The sequence below is a fragment of the Actinoplanes ianthinogenes genome, assembly GCF_018324205.1.
Classification (GTDB): domain Bacteria; phylum Actinomycetota; class Actinomycetes; order Mycobacteriales; family Micromonosporaceae; genus Actinoplanes; species Actinoplanes ianthinogenes.
In genome coordinates this window covers 5,302,732-5,322,310 of record NZ_AP023356.1, presented here as the reverse complement: position 1 = coordinate 5,322,310, position 19,579 = coordinate 5,302,732, and the positions used below count along the sequence as shown (strand labels likewise).

Genomic DNA, 19,579 nt, shown 5'->3' with positions numbered 1-19,579 from the left:
GCTATCCGGCCATCGGGTCAGAGCATGGAGAGGTGTACGTGGTTCGTGTGCACCGCCGCCGCGTCACCGGTCGCGCTGTACGCCCGCCAGCCGGTGCTCGGCATCCAGATCTGCCGGTACCAGATCACGTACATCACGCCGAGCTTGTCGGCGTTCTTCACGAAGTAGGCGGCCAGCCGGTCGCCGTACGCCTTGTCGCTCCCGGTCGCCGCCGACGTCTTGAACGTGCTCGCGTTCGCCGAGAAGTCGCAGGCCCGCCCCTTCGGGTGCTCACCCGACGACCGCTGGCTCCAGCAGACCGTGTAGTGGGTGAACCCGTCCGACCGCGCCTCCTGGTACGCGTGCAGCGTCCGCGGCGTCAGGCACCCGCTCGACGTCGGGTCCTTGATCGAGCAGGACTCCTTGGGCCACGACCCGTCCGAGTTGCGCGGCGCCGGGGCGGCGGCCGGCGAGTTCGCGTCGATGAAGCCGCCGGCCGACCCACCACCGACCTCCGCGAGCGCGAGCTCGGCCTGCTTCTTCTTCCGCTCCATCACGGTGACCTGGCGCTGCTGCTCGGTGATCTCGGCGGTCAGCGCGGTCTGCGCCTTCCGGATGGTCTCGATGTCGGTCCGGTAGTCGGCGAGGGTGCTGCTGTCCACCTGCGCGAGCATGTCCAGGCCCTGCACCCGCTCCACGAACTTGTCCGGCGAGCTGCTGTTGAGCAGCAGCATCACGGTGCTGATCCGGCCCATCTGGTACGACCGGTTGGCCACCGCGGAGACCCGCTTGGTGAGCAGGTCGGACCGCCCCTGCGCGCTCTTGAGCGTGGCGGCCAGCTGGACCTGCCGCTTCTTGGACGCGGCGAGCTTGGTCTTCGCCTGGTCGTATCCCTTGGCGGCGGCCTCCAGGTTGGCCCGCAGCTTCTTCGACCCGCCCTCCGGGTCGGCGGCGAGCGCCGGGGTGCCGGGCACGACGAGGATCGCCGTGAGCGCGGCAACGAGGAGAGCGAGCAGGGCGGTGCACCGGCGCGGGGAGAGGGCCGCCACGAAAACCTCCAAGTCGGGAGCGCGGGTACTTTACCGTGCCGGACCTGGAGAAAGGGAGATCGATCAGGTCGCCGAATATCCACCGTCGACGAAGAGTGTCTGACCGGTTACCGCTTGACTCGCCGCACTCGCCAGAAAAACGGCACAACCGACGAAATCCTCAGGCAGGCCGTTCCGGCCGATCATGGCACGAGCGGCGTGCGCGGCCACTTTCGTGGGATCGGCGAAGACCGCCTCGGTGAGCGGCGTGTGCACCACCCCGGGCGCGACCGCGTTGCAGCAGACACCGTGCGACGACCAGGCCTCGGCCTGCGACCGGGTCAGCCCGACCAGGCCGGCCTTGGCCGCTCCGTAGGCGCCGCTGTTGCCGTAGGCGCGGAACGCCTGCTGGGAGACCAGGTTGATGATCCGGCCCCAGCCGCGCCGGGCCATCCCCGGCCCGAACGCCTGCCCGAGCAGGAACGGGGCGGTCAGGTTCGCCGCCAGGGTGAGGTCCCAGACGTCGTCGGTGAGCTCATCGAGTGGCGGGCGCAGGTTCACCCCGGCCGAGTTGACCAGGATGTCCGGCTCGCCGTACCGGGAAGTGATCTCGGTGATCGCACCCCGGACCGCCGCGCGGTCCGCCAGATCGGCGCTGACCGCGCCGCCTTCGGCGCCGTGTTTCTCCAGCTCGGCGACCACCTCGGCGAGCGGATCGGGCCGCCGGGCGACCAGCACCACGCGCGCTCCGGCACGGCCCAGACCCAGGGCGATCTCGCGGCCGATCCCGGAACTGCCGCCGGTCACGACCGCGGTCCGGCCGGCCAACCCGAAAAGCTCATCGAGGTACGACGTCATACCCGCACGGTAGATCGCCGAGTGACCGTGCCGGATCGCACTGTGAGATCGGACACGGATGACGCATCAGTCCTCGATCGTGGGCGGTCCGTCCGGGAAGAGGGTGGTGTGCACGGTCTTCCAGATCTCCTCGTTCGCCGCGACCAGCAGGCCCTTGCGCCGGTGCGCCGGCCGGTAGTCCTCGCCGTCCAGGTGCCGTGCCACGCCGCCGGCCTCGCGGACGATCAGCGTGCCGGGCGCGTGGTCCCACGGCAGGATCCGCCAGAACATGGCGAACTGCTGGAGGTCGGTGGCGATCGCCGGGTACTCGAAACCGGCGCAGTGCCGGCCGGTGGTGAAGCCGCCCAGCGTGGTCGCGTGCGCGTCGACGTGCGCCCGGATGTCGCCCGGGAAGTACCGGTTGGCGATCACGCCGTGCAGGTCGCCCGGCCCGGGGTTGTCGGCCCGGGCGGTGACCCGCTCGCCGTCCCGGAAGGCGCCGGCGCCGGCCTCGGCCACGGTCATCCGGTCCTCGACCACGTCGAGGATCCAGGACGCGGTCGTCTCCCCGTCACGGACCAGCGCGACCATCACGCAGAACGGCGTCCGCCCGGCGGCGAAGTTGTTGGTGCCGTCGACCGGGTCGACGATCCAGACCGCGCCGCCCGCACCGACCCGGTCGCGCACCGCGGGGTCGGCCGCGACCGCCTCCTCGCCGACCACGGACGACCCGGGCAGCAGCGCGGTCAGGCCTCGGGCCAGCGCCCGCTCGGCCTCCTGGTCGGCGATGGTGACCATGTCACCGGGGCCTTTCTGGTGCACCTCGTCGGCCGCCAGCCGCCGGAAGCGGGGCAGCACGACGGTCTGCGCGACCTCCCGGATCAGGTCGGAAACTTGATCAAGCACGCGGCGGCAACTTCACGACGCTGACGAAGAATTCGTCGATCTGCCGGATCACCGCGATGAACCGCTCGAAATCCACCGGCTTCGTCACGTACGCGTTCGCGTGCAGCTGGTAGCTGCGCAGGATGTCCTCGTCGGCGGACGAGGTGGTGAGCACGACGACCGGGATCCGGCCCAGGTCGTCGTCCTTCTTGATCTCGGCGAGCACCTCGCGGCCGTCCCGCTTGGGCAGGTTGAGGTCGAGCAGGATCAGGTCGGGACGGACCGCGTCCGCATACTGCCCCTCGCGGCGCAGGTAGGACAGCGCCTCGGAACCGTCGGAGACCACGTTCAGCCGGTTGCGGACCTTGTGCTCCTCGAACGCCTCCTGGGTCATCAGGACGTCACCCGGGTCGTCCTCGACCAGCAACACCTCGATCGGCGTGCCACTCTCGCGCTCGATGCTCACGCGTCCACCACCTCTCGGCTCTCCCGCTCCTCGTCCGGCTCGTCGGCGCCGATCAGCACCGGAAGCGTGAACCAGATCGACGCCCCCTCGGCGACGCCGACGTCCAGCCAGATCCGTCCGCCATGGTATTCGACGATTTTCTTGACGATCGCCAGTCCGATGCCGGTCCCCTCGTACGCGTCCCGCGCGTGCAGCCGCTGGAAGATCACGAAGACCTTGTCGGCGAACTCGGCCTCGATCCCGATGCCGTTGTCGCGCACGTTGATCCGCCACTCCTTGCCGTCCCGCTCGGCGGTGATCCGCACCTCGGGCACGACGTCCGGGCGACGGAACTTGAGCGAGTTGCCGACCAGGTTGACGAAGAGCGTGGTGAGCAGCGGCTCCTCGCCCTCCACTGTGGGCAGCGCGGACCAGGTGATCTCGGCCTCCCCGCCGGCCCGTGCCTCCAGCTGCGATTTCACCTCGCCCAGCACCCGGTCCAGGTCGACGTCGGTGAAGCCGGTGGTGAGGCGACCGATCCGGGAGAACGCCAGCAGGTCGTTGATCAGCCGCTGCATCCGCTGCGCGCCGTCCACCGCGAACCCGATGTACTGGTCGGCGCGCTCGTCCATCTGCCCGGCGTAGCGCCGCTGGAGCAGCTGGCAGAAGCTCGCCACCTTGCGCAGCGGCTCCTGGAGGTCGTGCGAGGCGACGTAGGCGAACTGCTCCAGGTCCCGGTTCGACCGGGTGAGTTCCTCGGCCTGGCTCTGCAACTGCTGGTTGACCCACTCGACCTGCTGGCGCGCCTCCCGCACCTCGGTGAGCTCGGAGGCGATCTGCTGGCGCATCACGTCGATGTCGGCGGCCAGCGCGACCAGGTCGGGCGAGCCGTGCGCGCTCTCGATGTGCCGCTGGTAGTCCCCGGCCGCCACCTGCCGCACCTGGTCGGCCAGGTCGAGGATCGGGCGGCTGACCAGCCGGTCCAGCAGGATCAGCAGGAACACACCGGCCAGCAGGACGATCAGGGCGGCGGCGATCTCGATGGCCACCATGGTCTGGCTGGAACCCTTGGCGGCGTTCGCGGTGGCCGCCCGCAGCCGCAGGATGTGGTCCTGCATCCGGTTGATCGCGGCGCGGAGCTCGTCGAACTGGGTGGTGTTGCCGGCCTCGATCTGGTCCTGCGCGGCCTGCACGCCCTTGGTCCGCACGGTCTCGATGACCGGCTCGGCCACCGTCCGGTGCCAGGCGTCGATCCGGGTCTTGACCTCGTCCAGCGTGATCTGGATGTCCCGGTCGGTGGGGTGCAGCAGGCTCTCGATCCGGGTGATCTGATCACCCTGATCTTTCAGACCTTTACGGTACGGGTCCAGGTTGGAATCCTGCCCGGTGATCGCGTAGCCCCGGATGCCGGTCTCCTGGTCGACCATGGCGGTGCTCAGCGCCTCGCCGGCGGCGCGCATCGGGCTGGCCCGGTCGAGCACGTCGTCGAGCTGGCGGTTGTGCGCGGCCGCGGTGACCGCGGCGAAGACGCCGAGGCAGGTGAGGATCAGGGCGACCACCGCACAGAGCGCGACGATCCGGCCGCGCAGGGTCCACGACCGTACGTCGAGCCGCTTCACCGCCCACTCCCCCGGGAGATCAGCAGCATCGCCACGTCGTCGGTGAGCGGGCCGCCGTTGTTCTGGTCCGCGCGGCCGACCAGCCAGGCCGGCAGCCCGGTCAGCGGGACCTGGCGCGCGTCCGGCTCGTCCAGCAGCTTGCAGAGGCCGTCGACGTCCAGGCGCTCGTCGCCGGCGCCGGTGCGTCCCTCGATCAGGCCGTCGGTGTACATCAGCAGGGACCAGTCATCGCCGGCGAACTCCAACTCGGTAGCGGGTGTCGGGGTAGGACGCACCCCCAGCACGATCCCGGTACGCGCGTGCACCGGCGCGGCCCGGTCCTCGGTGAGCACCACGGGCGGCGGGTGCCCGGCCAGCCGTACCGTCGCGCGGTTGCCCGGCAGGTCGATCACCACCGAGGCGACCGTGGCGAACACCTCCCGGGCCCGCCGCTCGGTGATCAGTACCTGTTCGAGTGACGCCAGCACCTGCTCCTCGGGGACCCCGGCGAGGATCAGTGCCCGCCAGGCGACCCGGAGCTCGACGCCGAGCGCGGCCTCGTCCACGCCGTGCCCGCAGACGTCGCCGACGATCAGGTGCAGCCGGTCGTCACCGACCTGCACGACGTCGAAGAAGTCGCCGCCGAGCAGGCCGGCCGCCCGGCCGGAGCGGTAGAACGTCTCGACCAGGACCTCGCTGGTCTGCATCAGCGGCTTGGGCAGCAGACCGCGTTCCAGCCGGGCCGACTCCTCCTGGCGCAGCTCCACCTCGCGCAGCCGGCGGGCGTTCTCGTCGGCGCGTTTGCGCTCCACCGCGTAGCGCAGCGCGCGGACCAGCCAGACGCCGTCGACCTGGCCCTTGACCAGGTAGTCCTGGGCGCCCTCGGCGACCGCCTGGACGCCGAGGTGCTCGTCGGAACGGCCGGTGAGCACGCAGACCGCGGCGCTGCCGGCGAGCGACAGCAGCTTGCGCAGCCCGTCGATGCCCTCGGCGTCCGGCAGGCCCAGGTCGAGCAGCACGCAGTCGGCCTCGGCGACCAGCTCACCGGCCTCGCGCAGGGTGCTGGCGACGGTCAGCTCGAACGGCGCCTCGGTCTCGCTGAGCAGCTCACGGACCAGGAAGGCGTCGCCCTCGTCGTCCTCGACCAGCAGAATCCGCAGCCGCTCCAACCGATTGAGCGCGTACGTGCGGGGTGCGAGCGAACGCTCCATCATCTAAGAATCCCCACTCGACGCAGAGGTGACCCGGAAATCGTGTACCACCGGGCGCAACGGCACAACACAAGCCATCACGTCGTGATCTAGTCGCCGGCCTCGGCGGCCCGCCGCAGATGGTCGGCGATCACCTGTCCGAGGACGCCGTGCAGCTGCCCGCAGTCCCGGCAGTGCAGGTTCTCGTCGAGGTGGCGGCCGCCACAGGCGACGCACTCGCCCCGGTCCTCCGGATCGCGATAGGACACCAGGGCACGGCACATCGCCCGGATCAGGTGATCACTCATCGGAAACACCTGGTCACCGTGCGCGGTGCGCAGGCCGAGCAGGACGACCGGCGGGGCGTCCGGCGCGGGGTCGTAAGGAGCCACCGCGTCGATGAACTCCGCGATGACGGCGGCCGGGTCGAGCGAGGCTGTCACCCGGACAACGCTATTGCACGTTGCAATTGATCTACCGGGTACCCGGATGTCGTACCCCGGCTGTTAGATGTCACCCATGCGTGACGCCGCTCTCCTCCGGCCGGCTCGGCGTGGTTTTGCCGCGCTGGCCGTCCTCGCCGTGCTGGCCCTGGCGGGCTTCGCCGCGGTGCGTTCCGTCCTGCCGCCGGCGGCGGCGCCGGTCTCGGCACCGGCCGGGGAGTTCAGCGCCGAGCGCGCCTTCGAGCACGTGCGGACGATCGCCACCCGGCCGCACCCGGCCGGCAGCGCGGCCAACGACCAGGTCCGGGACTATCTCGTGCAGACCCTGCGCGGGCTGGGGCTGAGCCCGGAGGTGCAGGACACGGTCTCGGTGCAGGGCGGCGAGCTGTCCTCCAGCGCGGGCGGCACCGGCCTGGCCCGGGTCCGCAACGTGGTGGCGGTGATCCCGGGCAGCGCCTCGACCGGCCGGGTCTTCCTGGTCGCGCACTACGACTCGGCGCAGACCGGCCCGGGTGGCAACGACGACGCGGCCGGCACCGCCACCATCCTGGAGACCGCCCGCGCACTGACCAACGGCGGGAAACTGCGTAACGACGTGGTGCTGGTGCTCACCGACGCCGAGGAGGCCTGTCTGTGCGGCGCCGAGGCGTTCGTCCGGCAGCATCCGCTGGCCCGGGACAGCGGCGTCGTGCTGAACCTGGAGGCGCGCGGCAGCTCCGGCCCGGCGATCATGTTCGAGACCTCGCCGGGCAACGCCAAGCTGGTCGAGGCGTATTCGCACGCGCCGTACCCGGTCGGTACCTCGTTCGCCGTGGAGATCTACCGCCGCCTGCCGAACGACACCGATTTCACCGCGTTCCGCGACGCCGCGTTCACCGGGCTCAACTCGGCGTACATCGACGGCGCCGCGGTCTACCACGCGCCCACCGACCTGCCGTCGGCGATGGACCGCGACAGCCTCCAGCACCACGGGGCGAACGCGCTGGCCGTCGCCCGGGAGCTGGCCGGCGAGGACCTGAAGTCGCAGCTGCGGGACACCGGCGACGCCACCTACTTCCCGGTGCCGGGCCTGCTGGTCCGATATCCGGGCGCGCTGATCTGGCCGCTCGCCCTGCTGGCCGTCGTCGCGGTCGTGGCGCTGGCCTGGCTGGCCCGGCGGCAGGGCCGGCTGACCGGCCGGCGGCTGGCCCTCGCCGGCGTGCTCACCCTGGCCCCGATCGTGGTCTCGGCCGTGCTGGCCCAGCTGTTCTGGACGGTGCTCACGCTGATCCGCCCGGAGTACGGCGCGCTGCCGATCGACCCGTACCGTCCGGGCTTCTACCGGGTCGCGGTGATCGCCCTGGCCGTGGCCGTGGTGGTCTGCTGGTTCGCCCTGCTGCGCCGCCGGCTGGGCGCGGCCGCCCTCGCGGTCGCCGGCCTGGGCTGGCTCGCCGGGCTCGGCGTGGTGCTCGCCGCGCTCACCCCGGGCGGCGCCTACCTGGCGACACTGCCGGCCTTGGCCGGCGCGCTCGCCGCCCTGGTGGCTCTTTTCGTACGCGACTGGGCCGCCACCGCCGCGATCACCGCCGGCGCTCTGGTCGCCGTGGTGATCCTGCTGCCCACCGTGATCATGCTGTTCCCGGCGCTCGGCATGGGGATGGGCGCGGCCGGCGCGTTCCTGACCGTGCTGCTCCTGCTCGCCCTGCTGCCGGTGATCGACCTGGTCCACCCGTCCGGCGAGCCGGTGCAGGGCCTGCCCGCGGCCCGCGCCCGCCGTCGCGGCGCCCTGCCCACCCTGGTCGCCTCACTGACCGTGCTGGTCTGCACCGCCGCCGGCCTGGTGGCCGACCGATTCGACGCCGAGCACCCGTCCCTCACCCAGTTGATGTACGCGCTGGACGCCGACACCGGCCGGGCCGAGTGGCTGAGCACCGAGGCGAGCACCCAGGAGTGGACCTCGCACTACGTCACCGGCGACCCGAAACCGGTGGCCGAGACGCTGCCCGCCTTCGGCGACGAGCAGTTGCGGACCGGCCCCGCTCAGGCCGCCGACCTGCCCGCGCCGAACGTGACCGTGACGAGCGACCTCAAGAGCCCCGGCAGCGCCGACCGGATCCTCACCCTGCTGGTGAAACCGCAGCGTGCGGTCCGGTTCGTCACCCTGCACGTGTCCGCCGCGGACCAGGTGGTCACCGCGACGGTGGGCGGCAGGGTGGTCCCGGTCGACAAGGCGGCCGGCGGCGGATGGGGTTTCGGCTTCATCTTCCACGCCCCGCCGCCCGAGGGCGTCGAGGTCGCGCTGACCGTCCGCGGCACCGGGCCGGTGAAGCTGCGAGCGATGGACGCCAGTGACAACGTCACCGAGATGCCCGGTTTCCAGGCCCGGCCGGCCGGCGTCGGCGTCCTCGGCTCGCACAGCAGCGAGATGGTCGCGGTCGCCAAGACGTACGAGTTCTAGGGAGGCGTTACCGACCCCGGCCGCGGCGGCCGGCCGGGGCCTCGTGGCGGAAGTGCACGAACAGCCGTCCCCAGTTGTCGCCGTCCTTCTCGATCCGGTGATACAGCTGCTTGATCTCCTTCTGGTCGAGGAAGCGGATCACCTTTTTCTTCAGCGCGCCGCTGCCCTTCCCCGGGATGATCTCGACGAGGGCGGCCTTCTTCTGGATCGCCTCGTCGATGATCCCCCGCAGGGCCCGGTCGATCTCGTGGCCCTTGTTGAAGATGTCGTGCAGGTCGAGCTTGAGCTTCATGGCACAGACCTTAAGCCGATTCGTTCTTGCCGAGCCAGGTCTCGACGCGGCGCAACGCCTCCTGGTAGTCGGTCTGCTGCTTCATCGCGGCGGCCAGGCGCAGATGCGGCAACGCCTCACGGAAACGGCCGGCCCGCTCCAGGGTCCGGCCGAGCACGTGGTGCGCGTAGTGATCCGAGGGATCATGCTCGATCAGTGCTCTGAGCTGGGTCTCCGCGCCGTTCAGCTGGGCCGAGTTGAAGTAGGCCCGGGCGAGCAGCTGACGGACCGCGGCGTTCTGCGGCTCCGCCTCGACGATCGGCTCCAGCAGCCGGGCCGCGCCGAGCGGGTCGCCGGACTCGAAGAAGAAAGTGGCCCTGCGGTACTCCTCGAGAAGATCCACGTGCAGCTCCCCACGCTCGCGCCCCGACGGCGAGGTGCGTTCGCGACGGTGGAGAGGCGAAGCTCAAGACAGGCCGCGAACAAACCTCGATGACCAACGCTTGCACAACGTCGGGCTGACGGCGAGTGTTCCGGCGGCTGAAGTACGCGCTCGCGCTCAACCAGCGCAGCTGTTCTGCCGAAGACAATGACGGCACGGTACGCGGCTCACAGGTGGCGCACAGCAAACAGAAAGCCGGCGCAGAGCGTCGCCCCGCACAGTGAGGGCATGACGATGGCGAACGCAGACTCCAGCACCGAACTCCGGCGGCCCGACGGGACCCCGGTTCGCGTACTCGTGGTGGACGACGAGCCGACGCTGGCCGAGCTCCTCTCGATGGCCCTGCGGTATGAGGGCTGGGAGGTCCGGAGCGCGGGCGACGGGCTCTCCGCGGTGCGTACCGCGCGGGACTTCCGCCCGGACGCCGTCATCCTGGACATGATGCTGCCCGACATCGACGGGCTCGAGGTGCTGCGCCGGTTGCGCGGGGAGGCGCCCGAGGTGCCGGTGCTGTTCCTCACCGCCAAGGACTCGGTGGAGGACCGGATCACCGGGCTCACCGCCGGGGGCGACGACTACGTGACCAAGCCGTTCAGCCTGGAAGAGGTGGTGGCGCGGCTGCGGGGGCTGATGCGGCGGATGGGGCACGCGCCGATGCGTACCGAGTCGCAGCTGATCGTCGGTGACCTCTCGCTGGACGAGGACTCGCACGAGGTGCGGCGGGGCGGTGACCTGATCACGCTGACCGCGACCGAGTTCGAGCTGCTGCGCTATCTGATGCGCAACCCGCGGCGGGTGCTGAGCAAGCCGCAGATCCTGGACCGGGTGTGGAACTACGACTTCGGCGGCCAGGCGAACGTGGTGGAGCTGTACATCTCGTACCTGCGGAAGAAGATCGACGCCGGGCGGGCGCCGATGATCCACACCATGCGTGGCGCCGGGTACGTCCTCAAGCCGGCGGACTGACTGTGCGCGTTGCCGAGACGGCCCATTCCCGTCCCGCCCGCTGGCGCAGCCCGGCGGGCTGGCCGCTGCGCGCCCGCATCGTCGCCATCATGATCGCGCTGCTCGCGGTGCTGGGCCTCGTCGTCGGCGGCACCGCCGAGATCTACGTCTACAAGTCGCTGCACGACCAGAAGGTCACCGAACTGCGGGAGGCCACCAAGCGGCTCGGCATCGGCTTCGACTGCGGCGGTCCCGGCAATCCGGGCGGTCACTCCGGCCAGCGGTCGTGCCCGCAGCTCCCGTCCGGCCAGGACAACGCCACCCAGGACGAGACCAGCCCGTTCGGCAACCGGCCGGTGTTCAACGGCATCCAGCGCGACACCATCCTGCTGTGGGAGGCCGACGACGGAACACTGCGAGGCGGCGTCGTGCAGTTCACCGACAACGGCCAGCAGTTCACCCCGCTCTCGGCCACCGGGCAGGCCACCGTCCGGGACAGGGTCACCGCTGACCGGGAGGTCGAGGTCGATCTCGGCGGGGACCTGCCGGAGTATCTGATGACCAAGGAGACCGCGCGGAACAGCGACCAGACCTACTACGTCGGCCTCTCGCTGGAGAACATGAATTCCACCCTGCTCACCGTCGCCGGATTCACCGGCTGTGTGGTGCTCGGGGCGCTCCTCATCGCCGGGTGGGCCGGTGCGCTCATCGTCCGGCGTACCCTCAAGCCCCTGGATCGGGTCGCGGCCACCGCGAGCCGCGTCGCGGAATTGCGCCTCGACCGAGGCGAGGTGCAACTCGCGCAGCGAGTGCCCGAGTCCGACACCGACCCCCGCACCGAGGTCGGCCAGGTCGGCGCCGCCCTCAACCGCATGCTCGACCACATCGGCAACGCCCTCGAAGCCCGGCACAACAGCGAGATGCAGGTCCGCCAGTTCGTCGCCGACGCGAGCCACGAGCTGCGCACGCCGCTGGCCGCCATCCGTGGATACGCCGAGCTGAGCCGCCGCAGCCGCCAGCCGATCCCGGACGAGCTCGCGCACGTGCTGGGCCGGGTCGAGTCCGAGGCGAAGCGGATGACCACCCTGGTCGAGGACCTGCTGCTGCTGGCCCGGCTGGACGCCGGCCGCCCACTCGCCCAGGACCCGGTCGACCTGACCATGCTGGCCGTCGACGCGACCAGCGACGCGCACGCCGCCGGTCCGGGGCACTATTGGCAGCTGGACCTGCCGGACGAGCCGGTCACCGTGATCGGTGACGGCGCCCGGCTGCACCAGGTGCTGGCGAATCTGCTGGCCAACGCCCGCACGCACACCCCGGAGGGCTCCACCGTCACGGTCAAGGTCGGCACCGTGCCGGACGCCGCCGTGCTCCAGGTGATCGACAACGGTCCAGGCATCCACGCCGAGCTGGTGCCGCACATCTTCGAGCGGTTCGCCCGCGGCGACAGCTCCCGGTCCCGGGCGGCCGGCAGCACGGGTCTCGGCCTGTCGATCGTGCATGCCGTGGTCACCTCGCACGGTGGCAAGGTGGGCGTGCAGAGCCGTCCCGGGCAGACCATCTTCACCGTGCTGCTGCCCGCCGCCCCGGCGCAGGTCGTCCCAACTGCTGAACATCACACGCCATATCTGCCCCGGGTGGGCTGAGCGCGGCTATGCTGGCGGGCATGTCTCGGGGATGGTCGTTCTATTGGTTTACGAGGCCGGCTCACGCCGGTGCCTCGGCCATGACCGCATGACCTGAGACACCCGCCAGAGCCGGCTGAGGCAGCGACGACGTCGCTGCCTTTTTGTTTGCCCCCGAGCAAACCGGCTCTCGCGACAGGGCCGGTCGAGAAAGAGAGATCACCATGACCGCCCCTGAGGTGCAGCGCGTCCGCGACCAGCGCATCGAGAAGGTCGTCCCGTTGATGAGCCCGGCGCTGCTGCACCACGAGCTGCCGCTGACCAGCGAGTTGCACGACACCGTGCTGGCCGGCCGCAAGCAGGTCGAGGACGTGCTCAACGGCCGAGATCAGCGCTTGCTGGTCGTGGTCGGCCCGTGCTCGGTGCACGACCCGGCCGCCGCCGGCGAGTACGCCGACCGGCTCAAGGTCGAGGCCGAGCGGCTCAGCGAGGACCTGCTGATCGTGATGCGGGTGTACTTCGAGAAGCCGCGCTCCACGGTCGGCTGGAAGGGTCTGATCATGGACCCGGCCCTGGACGGCTCCGGCGACGTCGGCACCGGCCTGCGGATCGCCCGCAAGCTGCTGCTCGAGGTGGTCAGCCGGGGGCTGCCGGTGGCCGTCGAGTTCCTCGACCCGATCACCCCGCAGTACATCGCGGACACCGTGGCCTGGGGCGCGATCGGCGCCCGGACCGTCGAGTCGCAGGTGCACCGCCAGCTCTCGTCCGGCCTGTCGATGCCGATCGGCATGAAGAACCGCCCGGACGGCAGCGTCTCCACCGCGGTCGACGCGATCCAGGCCGCCGCGGCGCAGCACGTCTTCCCCGGCATCGACTACTCCGGCACCCCGGCGATCCTGCACACCACCGGGAACCCGGACTGTCACCTGGTGCTGCGCGGCGGTGGCGGCAAGCCGAACTACAGCGCCGCCGACGTCGAGGCCTCGGTGCAGCTGCTGCGCAAGGCCAGGCTTCCGGAGCGCCTGGTGATCGACTGCTCGCACGGCAACAGCAACAAGGACCACAACCGGCAGCCGATCGTGGCCGAGGACATCGCCGGGCAGATGGAGGCCGGGCAGCGCGCGATCAGCGGCGTGATGCTGGAGAGCTTCCTGGTGCCGGGCCGGCAGGAGCTGGGCGCCGAGATGACCTACGGCCAGTCGGTCACCGACGCGTGCATGGGCTGGGACAGCACGGTCGCGACGCTGGAGCGGCTGGCCGCGGCGTCGGCCAAGCGCCGCGCCCTCTGAACCACTTCGCGGTGGGTCCCGCCGGCGCCCGGCGGGACTCACAGGGAGCGCACAGCGACGGCACAAGGATGCGACAGCGCCGGTGTAAATAGTTCATCGAGTACGCATCAGCCAGCTCTGGGAGTACCTCGATGTCATCCGTCGCACCCTCCGCTTCAGTAGCCGTCGTCGACGGTGAAGCGACCCTGGACGAGGCGCCTCCGGCAGTGCGGAAGGACGCCCGGTGGGTCCGCCCGGCCCTGCTCGCCTTGCTGATCGGCACCGCCGTTCTCTACATCTGGGGTCTCGGCGCGTCCGGTTGGGCCAACGCGTTCTACTCGGCCGCGGTCCAGGCCGGATCGGCGAGCTGGAAGGCGTTCTTCTACGGCTCGTCCGACGCGGCCAACTCGATCACTGTGGACAAGACGCCGGCCTCGCTGTGGATCATGGCGCTTTCGGTACGCCTGTTCGGCCTCAGCTCATGGAGCATCCTGGTCCCGCAGGCGCTGCTCGGCGTCGCCGGCACCGGCCTGCTGTACGCCACCGTGCGACGCGGCTTCGGCCCGGCCGCCGGCCTGATCGCCGGCACGGTCTCGGCGCTGACCCCGGTGGCCGTGCTGATGTTCCGGTTCAACAACCCGGACGCCCTGCTCGTGCTGCTGATGGTGGCCGGCGCCTACGCCACCCTGCGCGCCGTGGAGAGCGGCTCGACCAGGTGGATCGTGCTGGCCGGCGTCTTCGTCGGCTTCGGCTTCCTCACCAAGATGCTCCAGGCGCTCCTGGTCGTCCCGGCGTACGGCCTCGCCTACCTGGTCGCCGGCCCGCCCAAGCTCGGCAAGCGGATCGGGCAGCTGCTGCTCTCGCTCGGCGCCCTGATCGTCTCGGCCGGCTGGTACATCGCGATCGTCGAGCTGGTGCCGGCGTCGGCCCGGCCGTACATCGGCGGCTCGCAGAACAACAGCCTGCTGGAGCTGACCCTGGGCTACAACGGCCTGGGCCGGCTCAACGGCGAGGAGACCGGCAGCGTCGGCGGCGGCGGCCGGGGTGGCAACGGCGGCGGGATGTGGGGGTCGACCGGCTGGGGCCGCCTCTTCGAGAGCGCGCAGGGCGGTCAGATCTCGTGGCTGCTGCCGGCCGCGCTGATCGTGCTGGCCGCCGGCCTGGTGATCACCGCCCGCCGGGCACGCACCGACCTCCAGCGGGCCGGTCTGCTGCTGTGGGGCTCGTGGCTGCTGGTCACCGGGCTGATCTTCAGTTTCATGCAGGGCATCTTCCACGCGTACTACACGGTGGCGCTGGCGCCGGCGGTCGGCGCGGTGATCGGCATGGGCGTGACGCTGCTCTGGAGGCACCGGTCCAACCTGTTCGCGGCGCTGACCCTGGGCGCGGCGATCGGGGTGACCGCCTGGTGGTCGTACGTGTTGCTGGGCCGCAGCTCCGACTTCCTGCCGTGGCTGCGCACGCCGGTCCTGGTGGCCGGGATCGTGGCGGCGGTCGCGGTGGTCGCCTCGTTCCGGCTGTCCCGCCGGATCGCCCTGGTGGGCGGGGCGGTCGCGCTGGTCACGGCGCTGGCCGGGCCGGCGGCGTACGCGGTGCAGACGGCGTCCGAGCCGCACACCGGGTCGATCCCGTCGGCCGGGCCCGCGGTCTCCGGCGGCTTCGGCGGACCGGGAGGCGGCCGCGGCGGCTTCCCGGGCGGCTTCCCCGGAGGCGGCCCGAATCAGACCGGCCAGAACCAGGGCGGTTTCCCCGGAGGCGGCCCGAATCAGACCGGCCAGAACCAGGGCGGCTTCCCCGGCTGGGGCACCCCCGGCGGCGCACCGGCCCAGGGCGGAGGCCAGAACCAGGGTCGCGGCAACCGGGGAGGCGGTGGCATGGGCGGCCTCCTCAACGCCGCCTCCGTCAGCGCCGAGATGAAGGCCCTGCTGGAGCAGAACGCCGGCGAGTACACCTGGGTCGCCGCCGCCGTCGGCTCCCAGAACGCCTCCGGCTACCAGTTGGCCACCGAGGAGCCGGTGATGGCCATCGGCGGCTTCAACGGCACCGATCCCTCCCCCACCCTGGCCCAGTTCAAGGAATACGTCGCCGCCGGAAAGATCCACTACTTCATCGGCGGAGGCGGAGGCGGCTTCGGCGGAGGCGCCGGCCGGGGCGGCGGATCCGGTAGCAATGACAGCAGCCAGATCGCGTCCTGGGTGGCCGAGAACTTCACCGCGCAGACCGTCGGCAACACCACCGTTTACGACCTGACCACCGGAGTTACCGGCACCACCGCTTGATCGACCGGCAACAGAACGGGCGGCTCCACGATGGAGCCGCCCGTCACCACGTGCCCCCACCTGACCTCGCTCCCGCCAACCATCCCCGCTGCCGCGATGCCGCTTCCCCCTTGCGGATCTTCTTCCGGTACGACTGCCGGCCCCGTGGCAGCCGGCTCGCGATGCCCGGCTCCCGCACGACCGCGACGCGTGTCGTGCGGGTCCGCCGCCCCATCGCGAGGCCGAGGCCGGCACGGTCCGCGGCGCGCGCCCCGGCCCCGGCCGGCTTCCGAGGGGGTTGGGCGTGGCGAACCCGGATCGGGACCGCTACCGGCCAAGGGCCTCGCGGGGTGCCGGCGGACCCGCACGACACGCGTCGCGGTCGTGCGTGGGACGGACCTCGCGGGCCGATCGGCACGTGACCACCAGTCGTACCCCCAAAGAACCGCAACGGTGGAAGCGGCATCGCGGCAGCGGGGATGGTCCCGCTACCGGCCGGCCGGCGCCGGAACTAGGTGCGCAACCGCTCCTGCCAGCCGGCGTGGACGTCGCGGAGCCCGCCGTCGATCGGCTGCCCGATCAGGTCGGCGTCGATGCCGGTGAGCGCAGCCGCGGCGGCCTGGGCCCGGGTGAGCACGTCCACCGCCCGGTCCCGGGCCTCCGGGTTGCCGGTCCAGGTGGCCACCACGAACTTGATCAGCAGCAAGTGCTTGCTGAGCTGGGCGTGCGCGAGGGCGCGCACCGCTGCGGCACCGCCGTACCCGCTCGCCAGTCCGGCGAACTGCGTGGCGGTGAGGTCGAGCGGCCGGATCATCGCGGTGCGGTCCCGTTCGGCCGGTCCAGGTCGGCGCTGACCCGGCGGTGGATGTGGGTGATCAGGCGGGTCAGGTCGGCGCAGTAGACCGACGGGTTCCGGAAGCCGTCGCCCGGCCGGAACCGGTGCGCGTAGTGGCCGGCCCCGCACACCTGGTGCAACGGGCAGACTCGGCAGTCGTCGGCAAGCGCGTCCCAGCCGATCTGGCGGGCCACCACGCCCGGATGGACCAGTGCCTGGTCCAGGTCGCCGGTGAGCACGTTGACGCCGGTGGCGCAGGCCCCCTCATAAGCGGACTTGAGCGAGTCCTCCTGTTCCACCGCGCCGTCGGTCTCGATCACCGCGACCGCGACCGGGCTGAGTCCGACCTGCTCGCTGCGGCTGCCACCACCGAGCAGCAGGCTGATGACCGACTCGAAGAGACGGATCCGGGTCTCCTGCCGTTCCGCGCCGTACCACCGGTCGAAGACGGCGATCAGCCAGTCCGCGTACGGCGTGGCGTCCGGCGCCGGGCGCCAGGGCGGCTCGGCCCAGTTCGCATGCGGAAAGAGCAGGTCGATGGCCGGCGGCGCGTAGCCGAGCAGGGTCTCGTAACAGACCACCGGGTCGGTGCGCGGATCGACGGTGCAGAGCAGCCCGGCGTACGCCCCGCGCCGCTCCGGCCGGTTGAGCAGCGTGAGCGCTCGGTCCACCGCGGCGAAACTGCCCCGCCCGTTGACCGTCCGCCGGTGTCTGTCGTTCGCCACCGCCGGCCCGTCCAGGCTCACCCCGACGGTCGCCCCGAGCGCCTGCAGCTCGTCCAGCATCGGCTCGTCCAGCAGCACCCCGTTGGTCTGCAGGCCGACGTCGGCGGCGCAGGTTTTCGGCAGCGCGGCGCGCAACGTGCCGACGATCGACCGCAGCCCCTCCCGGCCGACCATCAGCGGCTCTCCGCCGTGCAGGATGAACCGGACGCGCTGCAGGTCGTGGGCGCGCACGTGCGCGCCGATCCGGTCGGCGGCGGCCCGGGCCACCTCGGCCGGCATGGTGGCCGGCCGGGTTTTCCACGACTGGTCCGCCATCGTGTACATGTAGCAGTAGTCGCAGGCCAGATTGCAGCGCTGATGCACCTTGATGACGAATTCCCGGAATGGGCGAGGACGCCAGTTGCCGGCCCGCAGCGCACGGACGTCGAGCAATCGATGCGGCCACGCCGGATCGGCAGCGGGAAGCGGCGTGTCAGATCGGACCGGGATCATCGGGGGCGAAGTTTCCGAAGGCCGCGAAAGCCTCCCAGCGTCGGCTCACCTCCGCCACCAGCTCGGGCAGCGAGTTCACCAGCACGGAGTCGCTGGACAGGCAGAGGGTGATTCCTGCGGTCATTCTCGCCCTCCCGGCATGGCGGCCTGATCATATCGGAGGCGGTTCGATGTCACATTCGGCCATCGCACCGCGGGCTGCACCGATCGTGCTCGGATGATCGCGGCCCAGAACTCTACGAAGGCTGCCCAGTGTAGTGTCCAAAAGCTGCTGCGCACTGCCGGATTCACCGACATTTCGCAACGCCCACCGTCGCCTGCAATGTGGACAGGACCGTCCGACCGATGCCGGAAGCACGTGGATCACCCAGTGCGCGCCGGACGATCGCGTAGTTGACCTCCGCTGCCAGCGTCACGGGATTGTCCGCGCCGAATGTGCGGCGATATCGGGCGACGGCCAGCTCGGCCCAACTCACAGACAGCGCACAGTTTCGCCACACAAGGCGCAAAGCCAGGCGGCGGAGGTTGGTTCCCATGAGCCTTTCGACGCTGCCTTCGCCGGATTCCGGTTCGGCCCGGGTCACCGCCCCGGTGCTCGACGTCGTCGTGCCGGTCCACAACGAAGAGGCCGACCTCGAACCCAGCGTCCGGCGGCTGCACGCCTACCTCGCGGCGCACTTCCCGTACCGGTTCCGGATCACCATCGCGGACAACGCGAGCGTCGACGGGACCGCCGCGGTGGCGCAGCACTTGACCGCCACCTATCCCGAGGTCGAGGCGGTGCACCTGACCCAGAAGGGCCGCGGCCGCGCGCTCAGCCACGTCTGGACCCACTCGGACGCCGCCGTGTTGGCCTACATGGACGTCGACCTCTCCACCGACCTCGGCGCCCTTCTTCCCCTGGTCGCGCCGCTCATCTCGGGGCACTCCGATCTGGCGATCGGATCACGGCTGGCGCGAGGTTCGCGGGTGGTCCGGGGCGCGAAGCGCGAGTTCATCTCGCGCGGCTACAACCTCATTCTGCGTACGACCATGGCCGCCCGTTTCTCCGACGCGCAATGCGGCTTCAAGGCGATCCGCTCCGATGTCGCCCGCCGGCTGCTCCCGATGGTGGAGGACACCGGCTGGTTCTTCGACACCGAGATGCTGGTCCTCGCCGAGCGAGCCGGTCTGCGCATCCACGAGGTCCCGGTCGACTGGGTCGACGATCCGGACAGCCGGGTCGACATCGTGGCCACCGCGATCGCCGACCTGAAGGGCATCGTCCGGATCACCCGCGCGCTGAGCACCGGCAAGCTGCCCCTGGCCGCCCTGCGCGAGCAACTCGGGCGCAACCCGCTGCCGGTCGACGGGGTCCCGACCGGGCTGACCGGCCAGCTGATCCGGTTCGCCGGGGTGGGCGTCGCCAGCACGCTCGCCTACCTGGTGCTCTACGCGCTGCTCCGGGTCGGGATCGGCCCGCAGGCGGCCAACCTGGTGGCGCTGCTGGTCACCGCCGTCGCGAACACCGCGGCCAACCGCCGGCTCACCTTCGGGGTGCGGGGCAACGACGGGGCGCTGCGTCACCAGGCACAGGGTCTGGTCGTCTTCGGCCTCGGGCTGGCGCTGACCAGTGGCTCGCTGGCCCTGCTCGGCGCGGCCACCGGACAGCCGTCCCGGTTCGTCGAGCTCTCGGTGCTGGTGCTGGCCAACCTGGTGGCCACCGCGGTCCGGTTCCTGATGCTGCGCGTCTGGGTGTTCGGCGGCTCGCGCGCTTGAAACCACCCCGCATCCTCGGCGCGGCGCCCGTTCTCACGGGCGCCGCGTTGCCGTTTCTATCGCTATCTGACCCGAACAGTCCGGAATGCGGGACGGCTTTCGGACTACCGGCACCGTC

Annotated in this window: 18 protein-coding genes; 6 read left to right on the top strand and 12 right to left on the bottom strand. The window is 71.1% G+C overall.

The annotated features are described in order from the left end of the window. Positions 1 to 17 precede the first annotated feature (17 nt). The 7 genes from Aiant_RS24030 to Aiant_RS24000 form a co-directional block, all read right to left on the bottom strand. On the bottom strand, positions 18 to 1,028 hold the full coding sequence (locus Aiant_RS24030) for a coiled-coil domain-containing protein (protein ID WP_189329117.1): 1,011 nt from the start codon (positions 1,026 to 1,028) through the stop codon (positions 18 to 20). A gap of 63 nt (positions 1,029 to 1,091) precedes the next feature. After that, positions 1,092 to 1,865, bottom strand: a complete 774-nt coding sequence (locus Aiant_RS24025; RefSeq protein WP_189329116.1) for an SDR family NAD(P)-dependent oxidoreductase — start codon at positions 1,863 to 1,865, stop codon at positions 1,092 to 1,094. A gap of 66 nt (positions 1,866 to 1,931) precedes the next feature. Beyond that, the gene (locus tag Aiant_RS24020) at positions 1,932 to 2,750 is read right to left on the bottom strand and encodes an inositol monophosphatase family protein (protein WP_189329115.1); all 819 of its coding nucleotides are present in this window, start codon (positions 2,748 to 2,750) and stop codon (positions 1,932 to 1,934) included. Continuing rightward, positions 2,743 to 3,195 (bottom strand): response regulator, encoded by a 453-nt coding sequence (locus Aiant_RS24015; RefSeq protein ID WP_189329114.1) that lies wholly within the window; start codon positions 3,193 to 3,195, stop codon positions 2,743 to 2,745. The genes Aiant_RS24020 and Aiant_RS24015 overlap by 8 nt, the downstream gene beginning before the upstream one ends. Beyond that, positions 3,192 to 4,793, bottom strand: coding sequence for a sensor histidine kinase (locus Aiant_RS24010; RefSeq protein WP_189329113.1), 1,602 nt, complete (start codon positions 4,791 to 4,793; stop codon positions 3,192 to 3,194). The genes Aiant_RS24015 and Aiant_RS24010 overlap by 4 nt, the downstream gene beginning before the upstream one ends. Further along, on the bottom strand, positions 4,790 to 5,986 hold the full coding sequence (locus Aiant_RS24005) for a PP2C family protein-serine/threonine phosphatase (RefSeq protein ID WP_189329112.1): 1,197 nt from the start codon (positions 5,984 to 5,986) through the stop codon (positions 4,790 to 4,792). Before Aiant_RS24005 ends, Aiant_RS24010 begins: the two co-directional genes overlap by 4 nt. Before the next feature lie 86 nt (positions 5,987 to 6,072). Continuing rightward, the gene (locus Aiant_RS24000) at positions 6,073 to 6,405 is read right to left on the bottom strand and encodes a hypothetical protein (protein ID WP_189329111.1); all 333 of its coding nucleotides are present in this window, start codon (positions 6,403 to 6,405) and stop codon (positions 6,073 to 6,075) included. A 76-nt stretch (positions 6,406 to 6,481) separates the two neighbouring features. On the opposite strand from Aiant_RS24000, the gene Aiant_RS23995 reads away from it, so the two are divergent. Further along, entirely contained in the window at positions 6,482 to 8,842 is a 2,361-nt protein-coding gene (locus Aiant_RS23995) for a M28 family peptidase (protein ID WP_189329110.1), read from the top strand. 7 nt (positions 8,843 to 8,849) lie between these two features. On the opposite strand, the gene Aiant_RS23990 is transcribed toward Aiant_RS23995, so the two are convergent. Both Aiant_RS23990 and Aiant_RS23985 read right to left on the bottom strand, forming a co-directional pair. Continuing rightward, positions 8,850 to 9,134, bottom strand: coding sequence for a Smr/MutS family protein (locus tag Aiant_RS23990; RefSeq protein WP_189329109.1), 285 nt, complete (start codon positions 9,132 to 9,134; stop codon positions 8,850 to 8,852). Positions 9,135 to 9,144: 10 nt separating this feature from the next. Then, positions 9,145 to 9,516, bottom strand: a complete 372-nt coding sequence (locus Aiant_RS23985) for a tetratricopeptide repeat protein (protein ID WP_189329108.1) — start codon at positions 9,514 to 9,516, stop codon at positions 9,145 to 9,147. Positions 9,517 to 9,783: 267 nt separating this feature from the next. Between Aiant_RS23985 and Aiant_RS23980 the strand changes: the two genes are divergently transcribed. The 4 genes from Aiant_RS23980 (at position 9,784) to Aiant_RS23965 (ending at position 15,672) form a co-directional block, all read left to right on the top strand. Continuing rightward, positions 9,784 to 10,521 carry a response regulator transcription factor gene (locus Aiant_RS23980; RefSeq protein ID WP_189329107.1) on the top strand — a complete coding sequence of 246 codons (738 nt, stop codon included), beginning with the start codon at positions 9,784 to 9,786 and terminating at the stop codon, positions 10,519 to 10,521. Between the two features lie 2 nt (positions 10,522 to 10,523). Next, positions 10,524 to 12,146, top strand: coding sequence for a sensor histidine kinase (locus Aiant_RS23975; protein ID WP_212846511.1), 1,623 nt, complete (start codon positions 10,524 to 10,526; stop codon positions 12,144 to 12,146). A gap of 203 nt (positions 12,147 to 12,349) precedes the next feature. Beyond that, positions 12,350 to 13,414, top strand: coding sequence for a 3-deoxy-7-phosphoheptulonate synthase (locus Aiant_RS23970; RefSeq protein WP_189329106.1), 1,065 nt, complete (start codon positions 12,350 to 12,352; stop codon positions 13,412 to 13,414). A gap of 131 nt (positions 13,415 to 13,545) precedes the next feature. Beyond that, the gene (locus Aiant_RS23965; protein ID WP_189329105.1) at positions 13,546 to 15,672 is read left to right on the top strand and encodes an ArnT family glycosyltransferase; all 2,127 of its coding nucleotides are present in this window, start codon (positions 13,546 to 13,548) and stop codon (positions 15,670 to 15,672) included. A gap of 490 nt (positions 15,673 to 16,162) precedes the next feature. Here the strand turns inward: Aiant_RS23965 and Aiant_RS23960 are convergent, their stop codons facing one another. The 3 genes from Aiant_RS23960 to Aiant_RS23950 are packed head-to-tail and all read right to left on the bottom strand — an operon-like array spanning position 16,163 to position 17,827. Next, a complete protein-coding gene (locus Aiant_RS23960; RefSeq protein ID WP_189329104.1) occupies positions 16,163 to 16,465 on the bottom strand; it encodes an HEXXH motif-containing putative peptide modification protein in 303 nt (100 codons plus the stop codon). Next, entirely contained in the window at positions 16,462 to 17,643 is a 1,182-nt protein-coding gene (locus Aiant_RS23955; protein ID WP_229829873.1) for an FxsB family cyclophane-forming radical SAM/SPASM peptide maturase, read from the bottom strand. The genes Aiant_RS23960 and Aiant_RS23955 overlap by 4 nt, the downstream gene beginning before the upstream one ends. Before the next feature lie 40 nt (positions 17,644 to 17,683). After that, positions 17,684 to 17,827: a hypothetical protein gene (locus Aiant_RS23950; RefSeq protein ID WP_189329102.1), complete on the bottom strand. Its 144-nt coding sequence runs from the start codon at positions 17,825 to 17,827 to the stop codon at positions 17,684 to 17,686. Positions 17,828 to 18,237: 410 nt separating this feature from the next. Between Aiant_RS23950 and Aiant_RS23945 the strand changes: the two genes are divergently transcribed. Further along, positions 18,238 to 19,461, top strand: coding sequence for a bifunctional glycosyltransferase family 2/GtrA family protein (locus tag Aiant_RS23945; protein WP_189329101.1), 1,224 nt, complete (start codon positions 18,238 to 18,240; stop codon positions 19,459 to 19,461). Positions 19,462 to 19,579: the final 118 nt, after the last annotated feature.